This window comes from Rahnella sp. PAMC25617 (assembly GCF_050606005.1).
GTDB classification, from domain to species: Bacteria; Pseudomonadota; Gammaproteobacteria; order Enterobacterales; family Enterobacteriaceae; genus Rahnella; species Rahnella variigena.
Genome location: NZ_JBOCUM010000003.1, coordinates 298,872 through 321,427 on the forward strand (window position 1 = coordinate 298,872; position 22,556 = coordinate 321,427).

Annotated in this window: 22 protein-coding genes and 1 pseudogene; 8 read left to right on the forward strand and 15 right to left on the reverse strand. The window is 52.3% G+C overall.

The window, feature by feature from the left end; all coding sequences use genetic code 11:
• Window positions 1-14: 14 nt before the first annotated feature.
• Window positions 15-941: a LysR substrate-binding domain-containing protein gene (locus tag ACM615_RS03575; protein WP_431011453.1), complete on the reverse strand. Its 927-nt coding sequence runs from the start codon at window positions 939-941 to the stop codon at window positions 15-17.
• A 97-nt stretch (window positions 942-1,038) separates the two neighbouring features.
• On the opposite strand from ACM615_RS03575, the gene ACM615_RS03580 reads away from it, so the two are divergent.
• Window positions 1,039-2,028, forward strand: a complete 990-nt coding sequence (locus ACM615_RS03580) for a bile acid:sodium symporter family protein (RefSeq protein ID WP_129639103.1) — start codon at window positions 1,039-1,041, stop codon at window positions 2,026-2,028.
• 79 nt (window positions 2,029-2,107) lie between these two features.
• On the opposite strand, the gene ACM615_RS03585 is transcribed toward ACM615_RS03580, so the two are convergent.
• From ACM615_RS03585 to zipA, 3 genes are all read right to left on the reverse strand, one after another.
• Complete coding sequence (locus ACM615_RS03585) at window positions 2,108-2,350, reverse strand: DUF3820 family protein (RefSeq protein WP_112290716.1); 243 nt, start codon at window positions 2,348-2,350, stop codon at window positions 2,108-2,110.
• A 3-nt stretch (window positions 2,351-2,353) separates the two neighbouring features.
• Entirely contained in the window at window positions 2,354-4,375 is a 2,022-nt protein-coding gene (ligA, locus tag ACM615_RS03590) for an NAD-dependent DNA ligase LigA (protein ID WP_431011454.1), read from the reverse strand.
• Window positions 4,376-4,446: 71 nt separating this feature from the next.
• Window positions 4,447-5,445 carry a cell division protein ZipA gene (gene zipA / locus ACM615_RS03595; RefSeq protein WP_431011455.1) on the reverse strand — a complete coding sequence of 333 codons (999 nt, stop codon included), beginning with the start codon at window positions 5,443-5,445 and terminating at the stop codon, window positions 4,447-4,449.
• Window positions 5,446-5,668: 223 nt separating this feature from the next.
• On the opposite strand from zipA, the gene cysZ reads away from it, so the two are divergent.
• The 5 genes and pseudogenes from cysZ (at window position 5,669) to crr (ending at window position 10,625) form a co-directional block, all read left to right on the forward strand.
• Window positions 5,669-6,454, forward strand: a complete 786-nt coding sequence (cysZ, locus tag ACM615_RS03600) for a sulfate transporter CysZ (protein WP_120161611.1) — start codon at window positions 5,669-5,671, stop codon at window positions 6,452-6,454.
• Between the two features lie 210 nt (window positions 6,455-6,664).
• Window positions 6,665-7,630 (forward strand): cysteine synthase A, encoded by a 966-nt coding sequence (gene cysK / locus ACM615_RS03605; RefSeq protein ID WP_112290710.1) that lies wholly within the window; start codon window positions 6,665-6,667, stop codon window positions 7,628-7,630.
• A 401-nt stretch (window positions 7,631-8,031) separates the two neighbouring features.
• On the forward strand, window positions 8,032-8,289 hold the full coding sequence (gene ptsH, locus ACM615_RS03610; RefSeq protein ID WP_013574433.1) for a phosphocarrier protein Hpr: 258 nt from the start codon (window positions 8,032-8,034) through the stop codon (window positions 8,287-8,289).
• 50 nt (window positions 8,290-8,339) lie between these two features.
• Window positions 8,340-10,137: pseudogene (gene ptsI, locus ACM615_RS03615) on the forward strand (phosphoenolpyruvate-protein phosphotransferase PtsI).
• Window positions 10,116-10,625 carry a PTS glucose transporter subunit IIA gene (gene crr / locus ACM615_RS03620; RefSeq protein ID WP_112290707.1) on the forward strand — a complete coding sequence of 170 codons (510 nt, stop codon included), beginning with the start codon at window positions 10,116-10,118 and terminating at the stop codon, window positions 10,623-10,625. Before ptsI ends, crr begins: the two are co-directional and overlap by 22 nt.
• Before the next feature lie 190 nt (window positions 10,626-10,815).
• Here crr and ACM615_RS03625 read toward each other — a convergent pair whose 3' ends face one another.
• From ACM615_RS03625 to ACM615_RS03670, 10 genes are all read right to left on the reverse strand, one after another.
• Window positions 10,816-12,147 (reverse strand): HAMP domain-containing sensor histidine kinase, encoded by a 1,332-nt coding sequence (locus ACM615_RS03625; protein ID WP_181955541.1) that lies wholly within the window; start codon window positions 12,145-12,147, stop codon window positions 10,816-10,818.
• Between the two features lie 4 nt (window positions 12,148-12,151).
• Entirely contained in the window at window positions 12,152-12,835 is a 684-nt protein-coding gene (locus ACM615_RS03630) for a response regulator transcription factor (protein ID WP_101076260.1), read from the reverse strand.
• Window positions 12,836-12,937: 102 nt separating this feature from the next.
• Window positions 12,938-13,822, reverse strand: a complete 885-nt coding sequence (gene cysM / locus ACM615_RS03635; RefSeq protein ID WP_431011456.1) for a cysteine synthase CysM — start codon at window positions 13,820-13,822, stop codon at window positions 12,938-12,940.
• 115 nt (window positions 13,823-13,937) lie between these two features.
• Window positions 13,938-15,032, reverse strand: a complete 1,095-nt coding sequence (gene cysA / locus ACM615_RS03640) for a sulfate/thiosulfate ABC transporter ATP-binding protein CysA (protein ID WP_431011457.1) — start codon at window positions 15,030-15,032, stop codon at window positions 13,938-13,940.
• The gene (gene cysW / locus ACM615_RS03645) at window positions 15,022-15,897 is read right to left on the reverse strand and encodes a sulfate/thiosulfate ABC transporter permease CysW (RefSeq protein ID WP_112290701.1); all 876 of its coding nucleotides are present in this window, start codon (window positions 15,895-15,897) and stop codon (window positions 15,022-15,024) included. Before cysW ends, cysA begins: the two co-directional genes overlap by 11 nt.
• A complete protein-coding gene (gene cysT, locus ACM615_RS03650) occupies window positions 15,897-16,727 on the reverse strand; it encodes a sulfate/thiosulfate ABC transporter permease CysT (RefSeq protein WP_112290699.1) in 831 nt (276 codons plus the stop codon). Before cysT ends, cysW begins: the two co-directional genes overlap by 1 nt.
• Entirely contained in the window at window positions 16,727-17,749 is a 1,023-nt protein-coding gene (locus ACM615_RS03655) for a sulfate ABC transporter substrate-binding protein (RefSeq protein ID WP_431011458.1), read from the reverse strand. The genes cysT and ACM615_RS03655 overlap by 1 nt, the downstream gene beginning before the upstream one ends.
• A 211-nt stretch (window positions 17,750-17,960) precedes the next feature.
• Window positions 17,961-18,860: a Dyp-type peroxidase gene (locus ACM615_RS03660; protein WP_113876015.1), complete on the reverse strand. Its 900-nt coding sequence runs from the start codon at window positions 18,858-18,860 to the stop codon at window positions 17,961-17,963.
• 105 nt (window positions 18,861-18,965) lie between these two features.
• Window positions 18,966-19,595 carry an RpoE-regulated lipoprotein gene (locus ACM615_RS03665; protein WP_132967086.1) on the reverse strand — a complete coding sequence of 210 codons (630 nt, stop codon included), beginning with the start codon at window positions 19,593-19,595 and terminating at the stop codon, window positions 18,966-18,968.
• Window positions 19,596-19,739: 144 nt separating this feature from the next.
• Entirely contained in the window at window positions 19,740-20,183 is a 444-nt protein-coding gene (locus ACM615_RS03670) for a DUF2919 domain-containing protein (RefSeq protein ID WP_431011459.1), read from the reverse strand.
• A 203-nt stretch (window positions 20,184-20,386) separates the two neighbouring features.
• Here ACM615_RS03670 and ACM615_RS03675 point away from each other — a divergent pair, with 203 nt between their 5' ends.
• Window positions 20,387-20,785 (forward strand): YgiW/YdeI family stress tolerance OB fold protein, encoded by a 399-nt coding sequence (locus ACM615_RS03675; RefSeq protein ID WP_181955542.1) that lies wholly within the window; start codon window positions 20,387-20,389, stop codon window positions 20,783-20,785.
• A 73-nt stretch (window positions 20,786-20,858) separates the two neighbouring features.
• Here ACM615_RS03675 and ACM615_RS03680 read toward each other — a convergent pair whose 3' ends face one another.
• On the reverse strand, window positions 20,859-21,284 hold the full coding sequence (locus ACM615_RS03680) for a GNAT family acetyltransferase (RefSeq protein ID WP_013574419.1): 426 nt from the start codon (window positions 21,282-21,284) through the stop codon (window positions 20,859-20,861).
• Between the two features lie 275 nt (window positions 21,285-21,559).
• On the opposite strand from ACM615_RS03680, the gene amiA reads away from it, so the two are divergent.
• Window positions 21,560-22,444 carry an N-acetylmuramoyl-L-alanine amidase AmiA gene (gene amiA / locus ACM615_RS03685; RefSeq protein WP_112288884.1) on the forward strand — a complete coding sequence of 295 codons (885 nt, stop codon included), beginning with the start codon at window positions 21,560-21,562 and terminating at the stop codon, window positions 22,442-22,444.
• Window positions 22,445-22,556: the final 112 nt, after the last annotated feature.

Sequence of the window (22,556 nt, forward strand, 5' to 3'; positions counted from 1 at the left end):
CAGCCGGCAAGACGTCAGGATCCAAGCACGCCCTGCTGGCTGCGTTTTTCACTCAGCAATACCGCCTGCTCTTTGACTACCTGCCAGATAGCCTGCGCCGCGGGCGATAAAGACCGGTTTTTACGTTTCACCAGCATCAGTACGCGGTTGATTTCCGGCACCAGACTTTTAACCACCAGCTTGCTCCCTTCCGGTCCGGGCAACGCCAGCGCCGGGATAACGCTGATACCAATCCCGGCTTCCACCATCGGGAATAACGTAGCCGGATGGCCTATTTCCTGGACAATCTCCGCCTTCACTTTCTGCGCCTTTAGCGCGCCGTCGATCAGGATCCGGCTGCCTGACGCGTAGTCCTGCAGCACCAGTTTCTGACCGTTCAGCGCCTGCCATTTAACCTCCGGCAGCGCAGCCAGAGGATGATCTTCGCGGCACATCATCAAAAACGGTTCATGCAAAATCGGTTCGCAATCCAGATCAGTATTCTCACCGGGATCAATCACAATCCCGAAATCTACTTCCGCGTTTCTCACACTGTTAAGCACCAGTTGCTGAGCCTGGTCGCGCAGTAACACGCGGATATCGGGATATTGCAGCGCACCGCTGGCGATACATTGCGGCATCAGTTGCGCGGAAATGGTCTGGCTGGAAGCAATACGCACGCGACCATTGTGCTGCGTACCGAAACTGCGGGTATCGAGCAGCATGGCGTGGAGTTCATCGAGCAGCGGTTCCACACGGTTGGCCAGCCGCAGACCGGCGTCAGTCAGCGCGACTTCACGCGTGGTTCTGTCCAGCAACCGCACGCCCATTTCGGCTTCCAGTTCTTTCATACTGTGGCTGACCGCCGACTGACTTAAACCAATGGACTCACCAGCCCGGCTGAAGCTGCCGTAGCGTGAAACCGCCACAAATACGCGAAGCTGTCGGAGAGAATAATTCATGAATTTTCTGCATTAATGGATTAAATAAATCAATTTTTTAATTGTATCGCAAAGGCACAGAATAGCCGCATTCAGAAACAACTATTCGAGACTTGTTATGCGCTTCTTACCCGATCGCTTTACCCTGACACTTATCGCCGTCGTCCTGCTGGCCACCTTCTTTCCGGCCAGCGGCATGTTTGTGGCGTTCTTCAACAACCTGACGATTTTCGCCATTGGCCTGCTGTTTTTTATGCACGGCGCCAAACTTTCGCGTGAAGCGATTTTTCAGGGCAGTAACAACTGGCGGCTGCATTTGTGGGTAATGTTCAGCACCTTCATTCTGTTCCCGATCCTTGGCCTGCTGTTCCAGTGGTGGCATCCGGTAGATGTCAGCCCGCAGATTTACAGCGGCTTTGTCTATCTGTGTATTCTGCCTGCCACCGTGCAGTCGGCGATTGCATTTACCTCACTGGCGGGCGGTAATGTGGCGGCCGCGGTGTGCAGCGCGTCGGCGTCAAGCCTGCTGGGAATATTTGTGTCGCCGCTGCTGGTCAGTTTGCTGATGCATGTGCAGGGCGAAACTGGCAATGGTCTGGCGCAGGTCGGGCATATCGTGTTGCAACTGCTGGTGCCGTTTATCGCCGGACATTTGTTGCGTCCGCTGATCGGCGGCTTTGTAGAGCGTCACCGTAAGATGATCGGCAAAACTGACCAGACGTCGATTCTGCTGGTGGTCTATTCCGCTTTCAGCGAAGCGGTCACACAGGGGATCTGGCATCAGGTAGGCCTCGGTTCACTGCTGTTTATCGTGGTGTTCAGTCTGGTGCTGCTGGCCTTTATTCTGGTGATCAACACCTACATGGCGCGCTGGATGGGCTTTAGCAAACCGGACGAAATCACCATTGTATTCTGCGGTTCGAAGAAAAGCCTGGCGAACGGTATCCCGATGGCGAACATTCTGTTCCCGGTCAGCGCGATTGGCATGATGGTGCTGCCGCTGATGATTTTCCATCAGGTGCAGCTGATGACCTGTGCGGTTCTGGCGAAACGTTACCAGAAAAAACAGCGGGAAGCGGCGCTGAAACAAAAGCCTGTGACTGAATAAGCTGGCTGGATAGCAGGCAGAAAAAAGGCGCTGAGTTCAGCGCCTTTATTTTAGAGAAGTGACTCGTTCTGAACAGCGTTTATTCGTCGGTACCGCTCAGTCCGGGGCCATTACGGCGCAGCGGATTGATCAGGCTTTGCAGCCCTTCCGTTTTAATCGCCAGCGTCAGCTGCATCAGTTCACCCAGTTTTCCCTGCGGAAATTCGTCTTTACGGGCGAACCACAGCAAATATTCTTCCGGCAAGTCGATCAGCACCCGTCCGGCATATTTACCGAACGGCATCACCACATTGGCAATCTGGATCAGATCTTCTTTTTCCATCTTTTATTCACCCAGCAGGCGGATCATCTCCGCTTCGTCGATCACGTCGATCCCCAGTTCCTGCGCTTTCGCCAGTTTGGAACCCGCGGCTTCACCGGCGATCACCAGATCGGTTTTCTTCGACACGCTGCCGGACACTTTCGCACCCAGCGCGGTCAGACGATCTTTGGCTTCATCGCGGGAAAGGATCGACAGTGATCCGGTTAATACCACGGTTTTACCGGCAAACGGACTGTCGATTTCTTCCGGTACAATGACCTGCACTTCAGGCCAGTGAATGTTGATTTCCGGGCTTAACAGCTCGTCAATCACCTGCCGGTTATGTTCTTCCGACAGGAAATTCACCACGTGTTTGGCGACCACTTCACCAACGTCCTGGACGGTTTTCAGTGATTCGATATCCGCCGCTCTCAGTGCTTCCACTGAACCGTAATGCGCTGCCAGATTGGCCGCCGTAGCCTCGCCCACTTCACGAATACCCAGAGCGTACAGGAATCGCGCCAGTGTGGTTTCTTTGGCTTTCTCCAGCGCATTCACCACGTTTTGCGCCGATTTCGGCCCCATGCGATCCAGACCGGTGAGCTTGCCTGCCGTCAGACGGAACAGGTCAGCCGGCGTTTTGACATATTCTTTCTCGACCAGCTGGTCGATGATTTTATCGCCCATGCCGTCAACGTCCAGCGCGCGGCGGGAGACAAAATGCTTCAGCGCTTCTTTGCGCTGTGCACCGCATATCAGGCCAGCGGTGCAACGCGCCACGGCTTCGCCTTCGACACGTTCGACATCAGAATGACAGACCGGGCACTGCGTCGGGAATACCACTTCGCGGGCATTTTCCGGACGTTCATCCAGCACCACACCGACTACCTGCGGGATAACATCACCGGCACGGCGCACTATCACGGTATCGCCGATACGCAGGCCAAGACGCTCGATTTCATCTGCGTTATGCAGCGTGGCATTGCTGACCATCACGCCCGCCACCAGAACCGGCTCCAGACGTGCCACCGGCGTGATCGCACCGGTACGCCCTACCTGAAACTCGACGTCTTTCACCAGCGTAATTTGTTCCTGCGCCGGGAATTTGAAGGCTGTTGCCCAGCGCGGCGCACGCGCCACAAAGCCCAGCGTTTCCTGAATATCCAGCGAGTCAATTTTCACTACCACGCCGTCAATATCAAAGCCCAGTGACGGACGGTCGGCTTCGACCTGACGATAGAACGCCAGCACTTCCTCACTGCCGGTGCACAGGCGGACGCGGTCACTGACCGGCAAACCCCAGGCCTTAAATTGTTGCAGGCGGGCAATATGACTGCGAGGCAGTTCACCGCCTTCCAGCAGACCCACGCCGTAGCAGAAGAAAGTCAGCGGACGTTTGGCGGTAATGCGCGGATCCAGCTGACGCAATGAACCGGCAGCGGCATTACGCGGGTTGGCAAACACTTTGCCCCCGGTGCGGCGCGCTTCGTCATTCATCGCCTCAAAGCCCGGTTGCGGCATAAAGACTTCACCACGCACTTCGAGACGAGCCGGAATATTGTCGCCATGCAGACGCAGAGGAATGGTGCGAATGGTACGCACGTTAGCGGTGATGTTCTCACCGGTCGTGCCGTCGCCACGCGTGGCCGCCTGCACCAGTTCGCCATTCTCATACAGCAGGCTTACCGCCAGACCATCGAGTTTCAGCTCACAGCAGAACGTCAGCGGTTCAGTGGTTTTCAGCCTGTCCTGCACACGCTTATAAAACGCCAGATAGCTTTCTTCATCAAATACGTTGTCCAGCGACAACATCGGCACCTGATGTTTTACCTGTTCGAAAGCAGAAAGGGGCGCGGCGCCCACGCGCTGCGTGGGAGAATCCGCAGTGATAAGCGTTGGATGCGCGGTTTCCAGTTCCCGCAATTCACGCATAAGACGGTCATATTCGGCATCAGGCACTTCCGGTGCGTCCAGAACATGATACTGATATTCATGATGGCGCAGCTGAGTGCGTAAGTGATTGATTTGTTCTTCGATAGTGGCCATGACTCACCGTGGAGATAAAAAACCCCCGGCAAGCGGGGGTTTGGGGAAAGGGTATTTCACGAACGCCAGAATCAGGCGGTCGCTTCGAGGACCTCGCGGATCCGCGCTTTGTACGTTTCGAGCTTCTGCGGCGTAATCATACGACGCTCATCGTCAAGCACCATCGCACCGACATCATCGGCAATGCGCTGTGCGGACTGCAACAGCAGTTTGAAGTTCTGATGCGCGTCGCCATAGCAAGGCACCATCATGAACAACGTCACACCAGGTGTAGAGAAGTCGGACATATTGTCAGGGTCAAAAGAACCCGGTTTGACCATATTTGCCAGACTGAACAACACCGGACCGCTGCCCGCCGGGCTAACGTGACGATGGAAAATATTCATTGCGCCAAACTGGAAGCCGGACTGAAGCACGCTGTTTAACAGGACTTCACCACCGATAACGCCACCCTGATGCGCTGCAACGTGCAGCACCAGCACCGTTTCTTTCAGTTTCGCTTTCTCTGCCGGGGCTTCTTCTGCCGGAGCAAAAGGCGCAGGCTGAGGTTCAGCTTTGGCAGCAGGTGCCGCGTCCGCATGAATTTCCTGCGGCGGAACCGGTGCTTTCGCTTTAGGTTCACGCGCATATTCCTGCGGTGCAAAATCAGCAACAGGTTCGCGTCGCGGTGCAACTGCGGGTTCAGCGGCTGAATAACCACTCAGCAACGGATCATCCTGCACAGCATGATGCTGTGGCTGAGCCGGTGGCTGGGGACGAGCAACAGGTGCTGGCGCTGGCTGCGCAGGTTGACCCTGCGGCTGACGTGGCGGTGCAGTCTGTTCTGGCTCATCATACTGACCAAAAGTCGGTTCATCCTGAGGATAAGCAGGACGCACGCGCACTTCCCCCACTCCATCGACGAAATCGTCAGGCGGAGATTGTTCCCGTTCTTTTTTCACACGTTTAGCTGGACGATCGCGAAACAGCGAAGAGCGTTCTTTACGGCTGGTCCACAAACCGTGTAACAACAACGCTATTATGGCGATCGCGCCAACAACGATTAATATCAGACGCAAATCCTGCATCATTGCTATCTCTGTTGTTCTAATACATTGCCACCACGGCAAACATTCACAATATTAACTCTATTTGCCCACGTAGATAAGTGCAAGTCTGGACTCTACTTTCTGCTAATAAATAGGGCAGTTGCACCTTTTTTTGCTGTTTTTTCAGCCAATCCACTGGTAGCCAGTGGAAAATCATACCGATATGATAGCCCATGTCATTCAACTCAGAGAGAAAATTTCGTTTATGACTTCATCGCAAAGCGCCAGACAAGAAAACGGCGTGCATTATTTCAAACAGGGCTGGACGCTCATTTCCTTACCAGGGATACGACGTTTTGTGATTTTACCGCTGGCGGTCAACGTATTGCTGATGGGCGGCGCGTTTTGGTGGCTGTTTACCAAACTGGGAGAATGGATCCCCGCCATGATGAGTAAGGTTCCGGCCTGGCTGAGCTGGCTGGATTATCTCATCTGGCCGGTAGCGGTACTATCCGTGGTGCTGGTGTTCAGCTATTTCTTCAGCACCATCGCCAACTGGATTGCGGCACCGTTTAGCGGATTGCTCGCCGAACAACTCGAAGCGCGCCTGACCGGTAAACCGCTGCCGGATACCGGCATCTGGGACATCATGAAAGACCTGCCGCGCATCATGAAACGCGAATGGCAGAAACTGGCGTATTACCTGCCGCGAGCCATCGTCTTATTTGCGCTTTACTTTATTCCGGTGATTGGCCAGACCGCCGCGCCGGTGCTGTGGTTCTTCTTCAGCGCCTGGATGGTGGTTATCCAGTATTGCGATTATCCGTTCGATAATCACAAAGTGAGTTTTGCGGATATGCGCCGCTCGCTCGGCAGCAACAAAATCGACAATATGCAGTTTGGCTCGCTGGTCAGCCTGTTTACGATGATCCCGGTGCTCAATCTGGTGATCCTGCCGGTGGCGGTGTGCGGTGCTACTGCTATGTGGTGCGACCGCTATCGGCATGTTTACGTTAAAAACAATGTTGACGTGAATTCCACCCGCGCATAACGTTTTCTCTTCACAGCCGCCTGCGGGCGGCTGCCTGCTATGCTTGACTTTTCGTCCTCAAACTTATTTCTTAATAACGTATCGATATACCAAATACCAAAACCTTACTTCACTGGGAAAGCGGTTCGCGTATGCTTTCTCGATTCCCACTAATTTCATAGTGTTGAAAGCTTCACACCGTGAATATTTCATACAGTTAAAGGACGGGTTATGAGCAAGATCTATGAAGACAATTCATTAACAATCGGCCATACGCCACTGGTTCGCCTGAACCGTATCGGTAATGGTCGTATTCTGGCTAAGGTCGAGTCACGTAACCCGAGCTTCAGCGTGAAATGCCGTATCGGTGCAAACATGATCTGGGACGCTGAAAAGAAAGGCATCCTGACCAAAGATATCGAACTGGTTGAACCGACCAGCGGAAACACGGGTATTGCACTGGCCTACGTCGCTGCCGCACGCGGTTATAAACTGACGCTGACCATGCCGGAAACCATGAGCGTTGAACGTCGTAAACTGCTCAAAGCCCTCGGCGCCAATCTGGTGCTGACCGAAGGCGCGAAAGGTATGAAAGGCGCAATTGCAAAAGCCGAAGAAATTCAGGCCAGCGATCCTTCCCGTTATCTTATCCTTCAGCAGTTCAGCAACCCGGCCAACCCGGCTATCCATGAGCAAACCACCGGTCCGGAAATCTGGGAAGACACCGATGGCGCAGTCGATGTGCTGATTGCAGGCGTGGGCACCGGCGGTACCATCACCGGCACGGGTCGTTATCTGAAAAGCAAAAAAAGCAGCGTGAAGCTGGTGGCCGTTGAGCCAACGGATTCGCCGGTGATTACTCAGACGCTGAATGGCGAAGAAGTGAAACCGGGCCCGCACAAAATTCAGGGCATCGGTGCTGGTTTCATTCCGGGCAACCTGGATCTGGAACTGCTGGATCGCGTCACGCTGATCACTAACGATGAATCCATTCAGATGGCACGTCGTCTGATGGAAGAAGAAGGTATTCTGGCGGGGATTTCTTCCGGTGCTGCGGTTGAAGCTGCGGTGAAATTATCTAAAGAACCCGAGTTTGCGGATAAAACCATCGTGGTTATCCTGCCATCTTCCGGCGAACGCTATCTGAGTACCGCATTATTTGCAGATTTGTTTACTGAAAAAGAATTGCAACAATAATGCCACATCCCTAAAAGCGGATAAAAAAGCACCTTTCGGGGTGCTTTTTTGTGGGCTACATCAAAGTTTACACCACTCTGTCATTGATTTTACCCGCCAGGTTTAGTATTTAACCGGTCAATTATTTCGATGCGCGAAATTAATCGCCTCCATGAACCCGCCCGCTGAATCGATTTACCGATTTGTTACAAGAGGGGAAATCACGGCATAATGGAGAAATAACAGAAAAGCCTAGATCTAGGGCAAAGAGTTTTATCGCTGAGTGCGTTATTTTCTCTTTTCTGTTGCATCTGAACCTGCCCCTGAACCATAGTCAGGCGCTAATCTCTACAGGCTAAAGTGAAGCGCATAAGCTAAACTTTAGCTCCACAACATTACTTTAATAAGTTGGGGAAACAACAATGTTCCAGCAAGAAGTTACAATTACCGCTCCTAATGGTCTGCACACTCGCCCTGCTGCACAGTTCGTGAAAGAAGCTAAAGGTTTCGCTTCTGACATCACTGTGACTTCAAATGGCAAAAGCGCCAGTGCGAAAAGCCTGTTTAAACTGCAAACTCTGGGCCTGACCCAAGGTACCGTTGTGACCCTCTCAGCTGAAGGTGAAGACGAGCAGAAAGCCGTTGAACACTTGGTAAAACTGATGGCAGAGCTCGAGTAACACTCAGCCGCTCTTATATCGTTTAAACCAGTCAAGAGAAAGGTAGGGTTATGATTTCAGGCATTTTAGTATCTCCCGGTATCGCTTTCGGCAAAGCACTTCTGTTGAAAGAAGATGAAATTGTCATCAACCGGAAAAAAATCTCTCCTGATCAGGTTGATCAGGAAGTTGAACGTTTCCTCGCTGGCCGTGCGAAAGCCTCAGCTCAGCTGGAAGTGATCAAGACCAAAGCCGGTGAGACCTTCGGTGAAGAGAAAGAAGCCATCTTCGAAGGCCACATCATGTTGTTGGAAGACGAAGAGCTTGAACAGGAAATCATAGCCCTTATCAAAGACGAGCATGCTTCTGCTGACGCTGCTGCTTTCTCTGTCATTGAAGGTCAGGCGAAAGCCCTGGAAGAGCTTGATGATGAATACCTGAAAGAACGTGCGGCTGACGTACGTGATATCGGTAAACGTCTTCTGCGCAATATTCTCGACATGACCATCGTTGATCTGAGCTCCATCCAGGACGAAGTTATCCTGGTTGCGACCGATCTGACGCCGTCAGAAACGGCTCAGCTGAACCTGAACAAGGTTCTGGGTTTCATTACTGATTTGGGTGGTCGTACTTCTCACACCTCAATCATGGCGCGTTCCCTGGAATTACCTGCAATCGTAGGTACCAGCGATGTGACCAAACAAGTCAAAAATGATGACTACCTGATCCTCGACGCTGTAAACAATAAAATCTATGTCAACCCGACAGCAGACGTTATTGACGAGCTGAAAGCCGTTCAGAACCAGTACATCTCAGAAAAAGACGAACTGACTAAACTGAAAGATTTACCGGCTATTACGCTGGATGGTCATCAGGTTGAAGTTTGTGCCAACATCGGTACCGTGCGCGACGTCGCCGGTGCAGAGCGCAATGGCGCTGAAGGTGTCGGCCTGTATCGTACAGAATTCCTGTTCATGGACCGTGACAGCCTGCCTACCGAAGAAGAGCAATTCCAGGCATATAAAGCCGTTGCTGAAGCGATGGGCTCACAGGCAGTTATCGTCCGTACCATGGACATCGGCGGTGATAAAGACCTGCCGTACATGAACCTGCCAAAAGAAGAAAACCCGTTCCTGGGCTGGCGTGCAATCCGTATCTGTCTGGACCGTAAAGAAATTCTTCACGACCAGCTGAAAGGTATTCTGCGTGCTTCTGCGTTCGGTAAACTGCGCATCATGTTCCCGATGATCATTTCTGTTGAAGAAGTGCGTGAACTGAAAGCAGAACTGGAAATGCTGAAAGCTCAGCTGCGTGAAAAAGGCCAGGCATTCGATGAAACTATCGAAGTAGGCGTGATGGTTGAAACCCCGGCTGCTGCAGTGATTGCTCATCACCTGGCAAAAGAAGTCGATTTCTTCAGTATTGGTACAAACGATCTTACCCAGTATACTTTGGCTGTGGATCGCGGTAACGAACTGATTTCTCATCTGTACAACCCAATGTCTCCGTCAGTACTTGGTTTAATTAAGCAAGTTATTGACGCATCTCATGCTGCCGGTAAATGGACAGGGATGTGCGGCGAGCTAGCCGGTGACGAACGTGCTACACTTCTTCTATTGGGCATGGGGTTAGATGAGTTCAGCATGAGCGCTATCTCTATCCCACGCATCAAGAAAATTATTCGCAATACAAACTTCGAAGATGTGAAAGCGCTGGCAGATCAGGCCCTGGCCCAACCTACGGCGCAAGAGTTGATGAACCTGGTTAACAAGTTCATTGAAGAAAAAACACTCTGCTAATTGCGCGATGCTGGTAAAGCTGCCCAAATTAATGCTTAGGAGAAGATCATGGGTTTGTTCGATAAACTGAAATCATTGGTTTCTGATGATAAAAAAGACGTTGGCACTATTGAAATCGTAGCGCCGATCTCTGGTGAGATTGTCAACATTGAAGACGTGCCTGACGTTGTTTTCGCTGAGAAAATCGTAGGTGACGGTATTGCTATCAAACCATCTGGCAACAAAATGGTTGCTCCGGTTGATGGCACTATCGGTAAAATCTTCGAAACTAACCATGCTTTCTCAATCGAATCCGACAGTGGCATTGAGCTGTTCGTACACTTCGGTATCGACACCGTTGAACTGAAAGGCGAAGGCTTCAAACGCATCGCTGAAGAAGGCCAACGTGTTAAGAAAGGCGATTTGGTTATCGAGTTTGATCTGCCTCTGCTGGAAGAGAAAGCGAAGTCTACCCTGACTCCGGTTGTTATCTCTAACATGGACGAGATCAAAGAGCTGATTAAACTGACGGGTAGCGTGACTGTGGGCGAAACCCCAATCATCCGCATCAAGAAGTAATTCGCTCAGCGAGTTGTAAAGCAAGAAGTTAAAAACGGCGCCTAATCAGCGCCGTTTTTTATTGCCTGTAAAAAAGCTATCCGCAAAATAATTCGAGTCGCAGAAAGGCGGCAAACGAAGCCATCCCGATGAGCTTACAAAAGTAAGTGATTCGGGTGGCTGAGAGTAGCCAACGCCTCTGCGGCTCGGATTATGAAGCGGATTTCCAGTGCGGAACCTGAAGGCTGATGATCAGGCCATGAGGCTGTGCGTTACGCGCATCCACTTTACCTTCATGCGCCAGCATCACTTTACGGGTAATGGCCAGCCCCAGACCATAGCCTTTGCCTGACAGCGGTGATTTCACTCGCACGAACGGGTCGAAGATACTCGACAACTTATCTTCTTCCACACCCGGCCCCTGATCGGCCACTTCAATTTGCAGATACTCTTCAACCTGCGCCAGTGAAACAGTGATTGTTTGCCCGCGCGCAGAAAAACGCAGTGCATTGCGTACCACGTTATCGACAGCGCGTCGCATCAGCTCAGCATTGCCTTTCACGGTGTAATCCAGGTCATCCGCTGATTCGGGAAAGAGCGCAATCTCCACGCCCGGTAACTGCGCCTCATAGCGCGCGTCGTTCACCACCGCTTCCACCAGGCCGTACAGATCGAAGTACTCTTCATCCGGGATTTCACTGCTTTCAGTTCGCGACAGCGCCAGCAGCTCCCCGATCATCTTGTCCAGACGTCCCGCTTCATGTTCAATGCGACTCAGCGAGCTTTCAACATTTGAAGGATTCTGTCGCGCCAGGCCGATGGCCAGTTGCAAACGCGCCAATGGAGAACGCAGCTCGTGAGAAACGTCATGCAGAAGTTCTTCACGCGCCTTCACCAGAACCTGTAAACGTTCGGCCATGGAGTCGAAATCGCGAGCCACTTCTGACAGCTCATCGTGCCGCTTACCCATGCTGGTAAACAGGCGTACCGATAAATCGCCCTGCGCCACCCGCCCGAAAGCTTTACGCATTTGCAGCATAGGTCGGGTCAGGTTCCACGCCAGCATCGCGCTGAAGAGTAATCCGCCCAGTCCGCCCAGCCATAACAACGGCGGAGGCATATTCAGCCAGTCCCTGTGACGTCTCGGGCGATATTCATGCATCAGCCCGTCTACATCATATTTCAGCCGGTAGCCCTGCCCGTCCGGCCCCTGCACAAACTGCACGACTTCATGCGGGATTTTACCGGGTTCCAGATCCTTAATCGTATTGCCTTTGGCAGGCAGCAAAGAAGGTGTTACGGAGAAAAACTGCCTGTCATCATCCGGCCAGTCCGCCATCATCGCGTTAAGTGCAGGCATACCGCCGTTGTGCAGCGTTGACACCGCTGACGTAATTTGCAGTTTTACAAAGCGTCGTGCAATCCCGCTTTCCGGCGGTTCGTGCGGATTATAAAAAGCAAAAACCACCCAAAGTCCCTGAGTGATCGCCACAAAAGTGAACCAGAATCCCAGCAGGATTTTCCAGAACAGTTTTCCGCGCATTCGTTTAGCGTATGCGATAGCCAATGCTGCGCACCGTTTCAATAGTCAGAATATCGCCACCTTCCAGTGACCCCAGTTTTTGGCGGATATTACTGATGTGAACATCAATGCTGCGATCATAAGCTTCACGCGGACGGCCGAGGCCTTTTTCTGACAACTCATCTTTTGAAACCACACGTTCCGGAGACCGCAGTAACAGCTCCAGCAGATTGAATTCAGACGCCGTCAGGTCGAAAGGAACCCCACGCCATTCGCTGCTGCGGGTAGCCGGATTCAGCGTCAGGTCACCGTAGTTTACGGATGAAGAATCAGAGTGCGATTCCTGTTGCTCTTCCACACGGCGCAATACTGCACGCAGACGCGCAACCAGTTCGCGCGGGTAACAAGGTTTAGGCATGTAATCATCGGCGCCCATTTCCAGGCCGATAACGCGATCGATATTGTCGCCCTTGGCGGTCAGCATGATGATCGGCAGACGGCTGTTTTTACGCACCTGACGCAGGACATCAATACCGCTCATATCCGGCAGCATAATGTCGAGGATCATCGCGGTATATTCGCCGGACATCGCCCCTTCCACGCCCGCTTTACCGGTCAGCACCAGAGAAGCGTCAAAACCTTCTGCAATCAGATATTCGCTGAGCATGGTTCCTAATTCGAGATCGTCATCGACTAATAAAATTTTCATTCTTTATTTCCGCCTGGCTAAAATTTTGGTCATTTTTACCACTAACCCTGCATTACGCAGCCGCTTTTACTCTAATTTTACATTCACCAGCTGAATATAAAATTAAACGTTAAAAACACCAGTGGATAAATAACGGTCACCGCGATCGCAGACAATTGCCACAATCACACTGCCGGGATGACTTCTGGCGACACGCAATGCGCCCGCAACAGCGCCGCCAGAACTCACGCCACAGAAGATGCCTTCTTGCCGCGCCAGAGCCCGCATGGTGTCTTCCGCTTCGCCCTGCCCCATATCCATCACTTCATCGACCAGTTCAGGGCTGAAAATACCCGGCAGATATTCCTGCGGCCAGCGGCGTATGCCCGGAATGCTGCTGCCTTCAGAAGGTTGCAACCCGACAATTTGCACACCCGCGTGCTGACTGCGCAGAAAGCGACTGACACCCGTGATGGTGCCAGTCGTCCCCATGCTCGACACAAAATGCGTAATACGCCCTTGCGTCTGCTGCCAGATTTCCGGGCCGGTAGTCGTAAAGTGCGCGAGCGGGTTGTCCGGATTATTGAACTGATCCAGCACTTTCCCCTGCCCCTGCCGTTCCATTTCCTGCGCCAGGTCCCTCGCACCTTCCATCCCCTGCGCGCGGCTGACCAGCAATAATTCAGCGCCGTAAGCGCGCATTGATGCCTGACGCTCTAAGCTCATATTTTCCGGCATCAGCAATTTCAGCTTATAACCTTTCAGTGCCGCAATCATCGCCAGCGCAATACCGGTATTACCACTGGTGGCTTCAATCAGCGTATCACCGGGATGAATTTCACCGCGCTTTTCCGCCTGCTCAATCATGAACAGCGCTGCACGGTCTTTTACTGAGCCCGCGGGATTATTGCCTTCCAGTTTGACCCAGATCTCGCTGTCGAGTCCCTCGGTCAGACGCTGTAATTTCACCAGAGGTGTATTATCGATGTAGTGTTCGAGCGTACTCACGGGCTTGCCTTATATTAAAAAGGTATATTGACTGATAAAAAAAACATAAACAGATATCAGACGATAAAAAGGGCGGCTCGGAGACCGCCCTGAGAAACATGCTGATTAAAAAATATCAGGCGCTCTTCGCTAACGCAACGGGTTGTAGCTGCTGATCACCGGCATACAGGCGGCCATTCAGCCCGCCGACATAAAAACGATCGCCGCGCTGAGGTGCGCTATTACCGTGAGCTTCAGAAAGCACCACGGAAAGCGGTTCATCGTGCCAGCCGTCCGCCTGCACGATAAGCTGCCAGAAATGACCACGCGGGCTGACCTCCAGCACTTTTACCGGCAACGGGCAGCGCGCAGTACTGTGCGCGGTAATTTCCATTTCCCACGGACGCAGGAACAAATCGACCGCGCCCTGATGTAGCGGCGGGTTCTCCAGCGGCCAGTGATGCGCGCCGACATACAACTGAGAGCCGCGAATTTCACCGCCGATTTTATTCACTTCCCCCATAAACTCCAGCACGAAGCGGGTTGCCGGTTCACGCCAGATTTCTTCCGGCGCGCCCACCTGTTCAATATTCCCCTGGCTCATGACGACCACGCGGTCAGCGACTTCCATCGCTTCTTCCTGATCGTGGGTCACAAACACGCTGGTGAATTTCAGCTCTTCATGCAACTGACGCAGCCAGCGGCGCAGCTCTTTACGCACCTGCGCATCCAGCGCACCGAAAGGCTCATCCAGCAGCAGAATTTGGGGTTCGACCGCCAGCGCACGGGCCAGTGCTACACGCTGTTTCTGACCACCAGAAAGCTGTGCCGGATAACGGTTAGCCAGATGGGCTAACTGCACCATCTCCAGCAGTTTAGTGACTTTCTGTTTAATCGCTTCGGCGTTCAGACGCTCGCGGCGCGGCAGCACCGTCAGGCCAAAGGCGATGTTGTCGAACACCGTCATATGGCGGAACAGCGCGTAATGCTGAAACACGAAACCCACCTGACGGTCACGGGCGTGGAGACGCGTCACGTCTTTACCGTGAAAACTCAGATGTCCGGCGCTCTGGTTTTCCAGCCCGGCGATAATGCGCAGCAGCGTGGTTTTACCGGAACCTGAAGGCCCGAGCAGCGCTACCATCTCTCCGGAAGCAATATCGAGCGAGATATCATTGAGCACTTTCGTGCGGCCAAAATATTTGTTGATACCGTTAATTTCAATGCTCATGACTTTCCTCCCGCTCAAGACGGTCGTTATGGCGTTTCAGACGCCATTGCAGGCCGCTTTTCAGAAACAGTGTGACAATCGCCATCAGGGTCAGCAACGCAGCGGCAGTAAACGCGCCTGCGGTGTTGTAGTCCTGATGCAGTAACTCAACTTGTAATGGCAGCGTGTAAGTTTCGCCGCGGATAGAACCGGAAACGACAGATACCGCACCAAACTCCCCGATCGCACGGGCATTGGTCAGCACCACGCCGTACAGTAATGCCCAGCGGATATTCGGCAAGGTCACGCGGCGGAACATCTGCCAGCCTGACGCGCCCAGTAACACCGCCGCTTCATCTTCATGGCTGCCCTGACTCAACATCACCGGCACCAGCTCACGGATAACAAACGGACAAGTAACGAATACCGTTACCATCACCATGCCCGGCCAGGCGAACATAAACTGAATATTATGCGCATCCAGCCAGCCGCCAATCGGGCCGTTAGTACCGTAAAACAGCAGATACAACAGACCGGCAACCACCGGCGAAACCGCGAACGGGATGTCGATCAGCGTCAGTAACAGCTGACGCCCCGGGAAATTAAAGCGCGCCACCAGCCAGGCTAGCAGCGTGCCGAAAATCAGGTTCACCGGCACGGTAATCAGCGCCATCAGCACGGTCAGCCAGATGGAATGCAACATGTCAGAATCAGACAGGTTCTTCCAAACAGCAGCAATCCCGTCGGAAAAGGCCAGCACGAAAATGCTGATCATCGGGATCACCAGCAGCAAAATACAAATCAGTAAACCTGTGCCGATCAGCGACCATTTTACCCAGTCGATACGCTGGCGTTTCTCGCCTGCAAAAGCCGGAATATCAGACATTACTGGCCTCCCAGACGACGGCCATAACGGCTCTGTAAGGTGTTAATTGCAAACAGCAACAGCAGCGAGGCGGCGAGAATAACCGATGCAATCGCGCTGGCTGCCGGATAATCAAATTCCTGCAAGCGGATGAAAATCATCAGCGAGGTCACTTCAGTTTTCCACGCAATGTTACCGGCGATGAAAATCACTGCACCGAATTCGCCCAGGCTGCGGGTAAAGGACAGCGCCGTGCCCGCCATCAGAGAAGGCATGACTTCCGGCAATACCACGCGACGGAAACTCTGCCAGCGCGAAGCGCCCAGCGTTTCAGCAGCTTCTTCATATTCCGGGCCTAATTCTTCCAGCACCGGTTGCACGGTACGAACCACAAACGGAATGCTGGTAAAGGCCATCGCCACTGCAATACCAAGCCAGGTGTATGCCACTTTGATATCAAAATGTGCCAGCCACTGACCGTAAAATCCGGTGGTAGAAAACAGGCCTGCCAGCGTTAAACCAGCCACGGCGGTCGGCAAGGCAAACGGCAAATCCATCAGCCCGTCCACCAGGCTTTTACCGGGGAATTCGTAACGGGTCAGGATCCATGCCATCAGCATGCCGAAGAAACAGTTAAAAATACTCGCCACACCCGCCGCCAGCAGCGTCACTTTGTACGCCGCAACAACCTGACCGTTGGTGATCACATCCCAGTATTGCGCCAGCGTCATTTGTGACAACTGCATCACCAGCGCACTCAGTGGCAGCAACAACACCAGGCAGACGAACAGCAGGCTGCTGCCGAGGCTCAGGGTGAATCCGGGTAATACGCGTTTGCTCGACAACAACATTACTTGTGACCTTGCTCTAACAGTTTGTCCAGCTCACCGCCGGTACTGAAATGGGTTTCCATCACTTGTGGCCAGCCACCGAACTGCTCTTCGACTTTGAACAATTTGGTATCCGGGAACTGCCCTTTCGCCGCCGCCATCGCCGTTTTGTCATACACCCGGTAGTTAAAACTGGTGATGATTTTCTGCGCCTGCGGGCTCCACAAATAATTCAGGTAATCTTTTGCGGCTTTTTCTGTGCCATTTTTCTCGACGTTTTTGTCCACCCAGGCCACCGGGAACTCAGCCAGAATGTCCACTTTCGGCACAATCACTTCGTATTTATCGTCACCGTACTGCTTACGGATATTGTTCACTTCAGATTCGAAACTGATCAGCACATCACCCAGTCCGCGTTCCACAAATGTGGTTGTCGCGCCACGGCCGCCGGTATCAAACACCTGCACGTTTTTCAGGAAACTCGCCATTTTCTCGCGGGTTTTCGTCTGGTTTTTATTATCTTCCAGATTGAACGCGCCCCAGGCACCCAGGTAGGTATATCGGCCATTGCCGGAGGTTTTGGGATTCGGGAACACCAGGCTCACGCCCGGACGCGCTAAATCGTCCCAGCTGTGAATGTTCTTTGGATTGCCCTTGCGGACCAGAAACGCCATGGTGGAATAAAACGGCGAACTGTTGTTGGGCAAACGACTTTGCCAGTCGGCAGGGATCAGATTGCCGCGGTCATGCAAAATCTGCACATCGGTCACCTGATTGTAAGTGACGACATCGGCTTTCAGACCCTGCAAAATCGCCAGCGCCTGCTTGGAAGAACCAGCATGTGACTGTTTAATATCGAGTTTTTCACCGTCATTTTGATCAGCCCACTGTTTCTGGAATGGCGGGTTCAGAGCAGCAAAAAGTTCACGGGACACATCATAAGAACTGTTGAGCAATTCAGTCGCCGAAGCCGAGCCGCTGGCCAGCAGCAGTGCCGCCACGGAACCTTTCAGCACGCTGCCTGTAAATCCGAATGTTTTCATGCTTAGCCTTAGGTGAGTGAACCGATATGCGACGCTGATAAATGCCGCTCAATATCACACAGTGTATTTATAACTGAGGGTCAGGCTGTAACGGTTTTATATACCATTTGGTGATTTTCAAGCATGAAAAGCTATAAGGCATTAACAAACGCAGGGGGAATAACAGAAGGGGAAGAGGCAGCGCGTCCGTGAAGGAACGCGCTGAAGGAACTTAAAGCGCTAAAAGACGTGTCAGTGATGGGGCGAAATAATAGCTGCCGGTCACCGGACGGGTGAAACGCAGCATCGCATCACGTTTACCATCGAGATCGCCAAACATGCTCAGCAGTTGTTTTTCGATGTTCCACAGACGGGCGCAATAGCTGATGAAATACAAACCGTGTTCGCCGCTTGCTGTGCCATAAGGCAGGCTCTGGCGCAGAATTTTCAGGCCTTTGCCGTCTTCTTTCAGATCAACACGACTGACGTGGGAAGTGTCCGGGCGAGTTTCTGAATCCAGCTCTTCATCGGTGTCTTTGGTACGCCCGATGACGTCTTCCTGCTGCTGCACGGAGAAACGTTCCCATTGCACCAGATTATGTTTCCAGCGCTGAACCATCACGTAGCTGCCGCCAGCATCGACGCTGCCTTCAGGAATAATCGCCACCTGTGCGCGGGCCTCTGCTTTCGGATTTTCAGTGCCGTCAACAAAACCGCTCAGATCACGTTCTTCGATCGCACGGAACCCGTGGGTTTCTTCTTCAACGACAATGGAACTGCCGAACGCTTTCAGTGCCGCCCGTGCCAGCGCAAAGTTAACGTCATGACGAAGGGACTGTATGTGCAACAACATATCGCGCTGCGTAGCAGGTGCCAGACCTTTGCCCAGCGGTTGGAAAGATTTCAGTTCATCCGCGCCCTGATTGCCGGATAAATCACGCCACACATCGTTGCCAAAGGCTACGACCGCACCAAGATGTTCGGTGGGAAATTTTTTCTGCATGTCTTCCAGTACAGCCACAAATGCACGGCAGCCCTGCCGGAGCGCATCCAGGTCACCCTGAGCTTTCGCTTCGATGTAAATCGCGAAACGGCAATGTTCGGGCAAAATGCCGCTCTGAACCTGAGTCATCTTCTCATCCTCGTTAATTTGACCGGCGACATCATACCGGATGTCAATAAAAATGCCTTGCGCGAAGGCAAGGCATTGAGGAGTTATTACGCTGAGAAACAGGTTTTACTGAGCAGTGGAAGCCTGAGCCGGATTAGCCCGCCAGATAATTTTACTTACCTTCCAGTCTTTCAGCGCGTCGTCCGAAGGCATCAGTGATTCCGGGCCATGCCAGATCCCGCTGAAGACATAGGTGACGTGAGAACTTTGCGGCGCTTTACACTCGACGTTCTGCGCATCATCTCCCTCGCCTTTTACACACACATCGAAGGCTTTGCTGTAAAGGCTGCTGAATGACGTGCCGATTTTAACGCCCCATTCGCTTTCTACTTTAGGATCCACCACGTCAACACGCTGAACGTTGCCTTTCGGCTCGCCGCTGATCGACATTTTCACGTCCTTGCCGTCCATCGCCTGGAAGAAGCTCAGCATTTTTCCGCCGCTCATCGACATGCCACTGCGCAAGGTATAATCACCGTCCAGCGCATCGTTAATGGCCGTTTCTGTCAGCGCCGTACTACCTGTTATCCCGCCTACTCCTTTATCGCTGACCGTCAGGCTGCTGCCAAACCAGTTGAGCGGATTCATGCTCGACCAGGAAACACTTGGCCACGACATGTTAGACATCGACGAACAGCCAGTCAGGATCAGTGGCAGCACCAGCAACAGGGGGCGAACCCGCAAGCGAACAGTCATTCCATACTCCTTTTCTGCCCGTTCCCGTTGGCCGGCGCGGCCTGGCGGACAAACCGACAGTGAATTAATATTTTAACAATTATTGTTAAGCGCCAGTTCGAGTGTATTTCTGGCAAAAAAGTTCAGCCCAAAAGGGAATATGCTTCAGGCCAGACGGTGTGAGGCATCAAAACAGGCGCGCAAACGGCGGCTCAATAACCAATACGCCAGTGCGGCCGCATCCAGTAATGCCAGCACGATATCCACACCAGAAATCATGTCAGTACTTTGCCATAATCCCAGAGCCTGCAATGCAAAAGTGACAAACATCCCGGCAAGAAGTAACCAGTATCCGGCCTGCCAGATGCGCGGCCAGACATGACGACGACCACTGAGCAAAAACACCATCGCGGGCGGCAACCCCAGCAACATCCCGGACCAGAAACTTTGCTGATCGGGGTAAAACAGCGTCAGCAAATCACTTCCCTGCTGGCGGGAAGCACCCGCCATCACAAACAACAACCAGGTTCGTGCCTGCAAAATTAAAATCGTCCAGAACCACAGTGGCAATCGCAACATACCGTGGTCGTTATAATCATCCGGGTTCATAAAAAGAACAACGTTCCTGCAAATAAGGTTAAATCTAACAATCCCCAGGGACATACCTAAAATAATTTGATGTATGCCGGGTATACGCTTAAGAAACTGTTAAGAACAGTCTGCTTTAATGGTCTCCAGCACGGCAAGACATCCGAAACGATGTCATAGTTGTCGTTACTCCGGAAACGTTAAATTATGGAAGACCTATTATGATGAAGAAGATCACTCTGGCAACCCTCATTGCACTTTGTTCAGCGACGGCGTTTGCTCAGCAAACCGGCGGCTTTAACGGTCCGTCAGCACAGGAAACGCAAACACAGCCTGCAGCACAGGGCGGTTTCACCGGTACCACGGCGCTGAGCACCGTGAAAGACGCGCAAACCATGAAAGATGATCAATGGATCATGCTGGAAGGTTTTATCGATCAGCGTATCGACCACGATAAATACATTTTCCGCGATAACACCGGCACCCTCAATGTAGAAATTGACGGCAAGCGCTGGCAGGGACAGAACGTATCGCCGAAAGATAAAATCCGCATCGAAGGTAAAGTCGATAAAGACTGGAACTCTGTGGAAGTTGACGTCAAGAGCGTTAAAATTATCAAGTAATTCATGATGTAAATAGCCCCGGCAGATGTGACTCTGCCGGGGCTATTTTATTCAATGAAGAACAACGGGTAGATTAATACTCCTGATCTTCGATCAGCCGCTTACCCAGTAAAAGCGTATCCGAAATTTCATAACCCAGTTTTTCGTACATGCTGACCACGGCATCGTTTTCTGCACGCACCATTAAATTCATTTTCGGGCAGCCGCGGGCAATCAGTTTTTTCTCCAGACGATTAACCAGCGCGTTAGCGATGCCTCGTCCGCGATAATCCGGATGTACGCCGAGATAGTTAGCCGAACCGCGATGGCCGTCGTAGCCGCCCATCAGGGTGCCGACCACTTCGCCACCCACTTCTGCCACCAGGAAAAACTCCGGGCTGTGGTTAATTTTACGTTCGATATCCAGCTCAGGATCGTTCCACGGGCGCAGCAGATCGCAACGCTCCCATAAGGTCAGTACTTCTTCAAAATCTTCTTGACGGTATACGCGAATTTCCATCACTGTTCGCCGCTGTTAATAGGGGTTTACTTGATTATCGCGTGATCTGTTTGATACGCAACATCAAAATCACAGATTGTCTGCTTTAAGAATGAATATAAACCGCAAATTCAACACCTGAAGAAGATATTCCCGCCCGTTACCGGACATTTATTCGGCCCTGATTTCATCCGCGACACAATATTCATAAAAAGTAATAGTTCTCAGATCGAAACTATAAAAAAGATACTCTATAACATAGAGCATTCTGCCTTTTTTCTGACGGTAACGGACTGATGTTAAACCCCCTGAACAAATTTCTACATTTCCAGCCGCTTCCTGCTGCCGCCACACGCCGCCAGTTACTGCTTTCCGGACTCGGTTTAGCGATTGCCGCCTTTGGTTCCCGCTCTGCCAGCGCAGCACAACAGGCACACATCACCAAATCCGCCCCGGCACCTAAGCCGCCTGGCGCGAAGAAACTGGTGATGATCGATCCCGGCCACGGCGGTATTGATTCCGGCGCTGTCGGTCATGAGGGTTCGGAAGAAAAACACGTGGTGCTGGAAATCGCCAACTATGTGCGGGAATTTTTGGGCGAGCAAAGCCATATTGAAGTCAAACTGACCCGCGATTCCGACCACTTTATTCCACTTTATCAGCGTGTTGAACTGGCACATCAGCATCAGGCAGATCTGTTCGTTTCCATTCACGCCGATGGTTACACCAGCCCGACGGCCTCCGGTGCGTCGGTTTTTGCTCTTTCCAACCGCGGTGCCAGCAGCGCCATGGCGCGCTATATGTCGAAGAAAGAAAATGACGCCGACCTGGTTGCCGGAGCGAAGTACGCCAAAGAAGACAACAATTATCTGCAGCAGGTGTTATTCGATCTGGTGCAGACCGACACCATTAAAAACAGCCTGACGCTGGGGCATCACGTGCTCGACAGGATCCGGCCTATCCATCACCTGCACAGCCAGCAAACTGAACAGGCCGCATTTGCCGTTCTGAAATCCCCGTCGATCCCGTCAATTCTGGTGGAAACATCGTTTATCACCAACCATCAGGAAGAACAGTTGCTCAGCACAACAGCGTTCCGCCGTGAAATTGCTCAGGCCATTTCCCAGGGTATCGTGAACTTTTTCAGTTACTTCGATGCCAACGAGCGCAAGCCCCGATAACGTTTCCCCCACACCCAAAGCAGCCGTCTTTGGTGACCCGCAGGGTTTTGGGTATATAATAACGTCCACTTTTCTATCATTCAGCGCCCGCAAGGCGCTGAATGTCTTTTCA

Coding starts and splice junctions, on each gene's coding strand:
- ACM615_RS03575 (WP_431011453.1), bottom strand. CDS start 941: ATGAATTATTCTCTCCGACAGCTTCGCGTATTTGTGGCGGTTTCACGC.
- ACM615_RS03580 (WP_129639103.1), top strand. CDS start 1,039: ATGCGCTTCTTACCCGATCGCTTTACCCTGACACTTATCGCCGTCGTC.
- ACM615_RS03585 (WP_112290716.1), bottom strand. CDS start 2,350: ATGGAAAAAGAAGATCTGATCCAGATTGCCAATGTGGTGATGCCGTTC.
- ligA (WP_431011454.1), bottom strand. CDS start 4,375: ATGGCCACTATCGAAGAACAAATCAATCACTTACGCACTCAGCTGCGC.
- zipA (WP_431011455.1), bottom strand. CDS start 5,445: ATGATGCAGGATTTGCGTCTGATATTAATCGTTGTTGGCGCGATCGCC.
- cysZ (WP_120161611.1), top strand. CDS start 5,669: ATGACTTCATCGCAAAGCGCCAGACAAGAAAACGGCGTGCATTATTTC.
- cysK (WP_112290710.1), top strand. CDS start 6,665: ATGAGCAAGATCTATGAAGACAATTCATTAACAATCGGCCATACGCCA.
- ptsH (WP_013574433.1), top strand. CDS start 8,032: ATGTTCCAGCAAGAAGTTACAATTACCGCTCCTAATGGTCTGCACACT.
- crr (WP_112290707.1), top strand. CDS start 10,116: ATGGGTTTGTTCGATAAACTGAAATCATTGGTTTCTGATGATAAAAAA.
- ACM615_RS03625 (WP_181955541.1), bottom strand. CDS start 12,147: ATGCGCGGAAAACTGTTCTGGAAAATCCTGCTGGGATTCTGGTTCACT.
- ACM615_RS03630 (WP_101076260.1), bottom strand. CDS start 12,835: ATGAAAATTTTATTAGTCGATGACGATCTCGAATTAGGAACCATGCTC.
- cysA (WP_431011457.1), bottom strand. CDS start 15,032: ATGAGCATTGAAATTAACGGTATCAACAAATATTTTGGCCGCACGAAA.
- cysW (WP_112290701.1), bottom strand. CDS start 15,897: ATGTCTGATATTCCGGCTTTTGCAGGCGAGAAACGCCAGCGTATCGAC.
- cysT (WP_112290699.1), bottom strand. CDS start 16,727: ATGTTGTTGTCGAGCAAACGCGTATTACCCGGATTCACCCTGAGCCTC.
- ACM615_RS03655 (WP_431011458.1), bottom strand. CDS start 17,749: ATGAAAACATTCGGATTTACAGGCAGCGTGCTGAAAGGTTCCGTGGCG.
- ACM615_RS03660 (WP_113876015.1), bottom strand. CDS start 18,860: ATGACTCAGGTTCAGAGCGGCATTTTGCCCGAACATTGCCGTTTCGCG.
- ACM615_RS03665 (WP_132967086.1), bottom strand. CDS start 19,595: ATGACTGTTCGCTTGCGGGTTCGCCCCCTGTTGCTGGTGCTGCCACTG.
- ACM615_RS03670 (WP_431011459.1), bottom strand. CDS start 20,183: ATGAACCCGGATGATTATAACGACCACGGTATGTTGCGATTGCCACTG.
- ACM615_RS03675 (WP_181955542.1), top strand. CDS start 20,387: ATGAAGAAGATCACTCTGGCAACCCTCATTGCACTTTGTTCAGCGACG.
- ACM615_RS03680 (WP_013574419.1), bottom strand. CDS start 21,284: ATGGAAATTCGCGTATACCGTCAAGAAGATTTTGAAGAAGTACTGACC.
- amiA (WP_112288884.1), top strand. CDS start 21,560: ATGTTAAACCCCCTGAACAAATTTCTACATTTCCAGCCGCTTCCTGCT.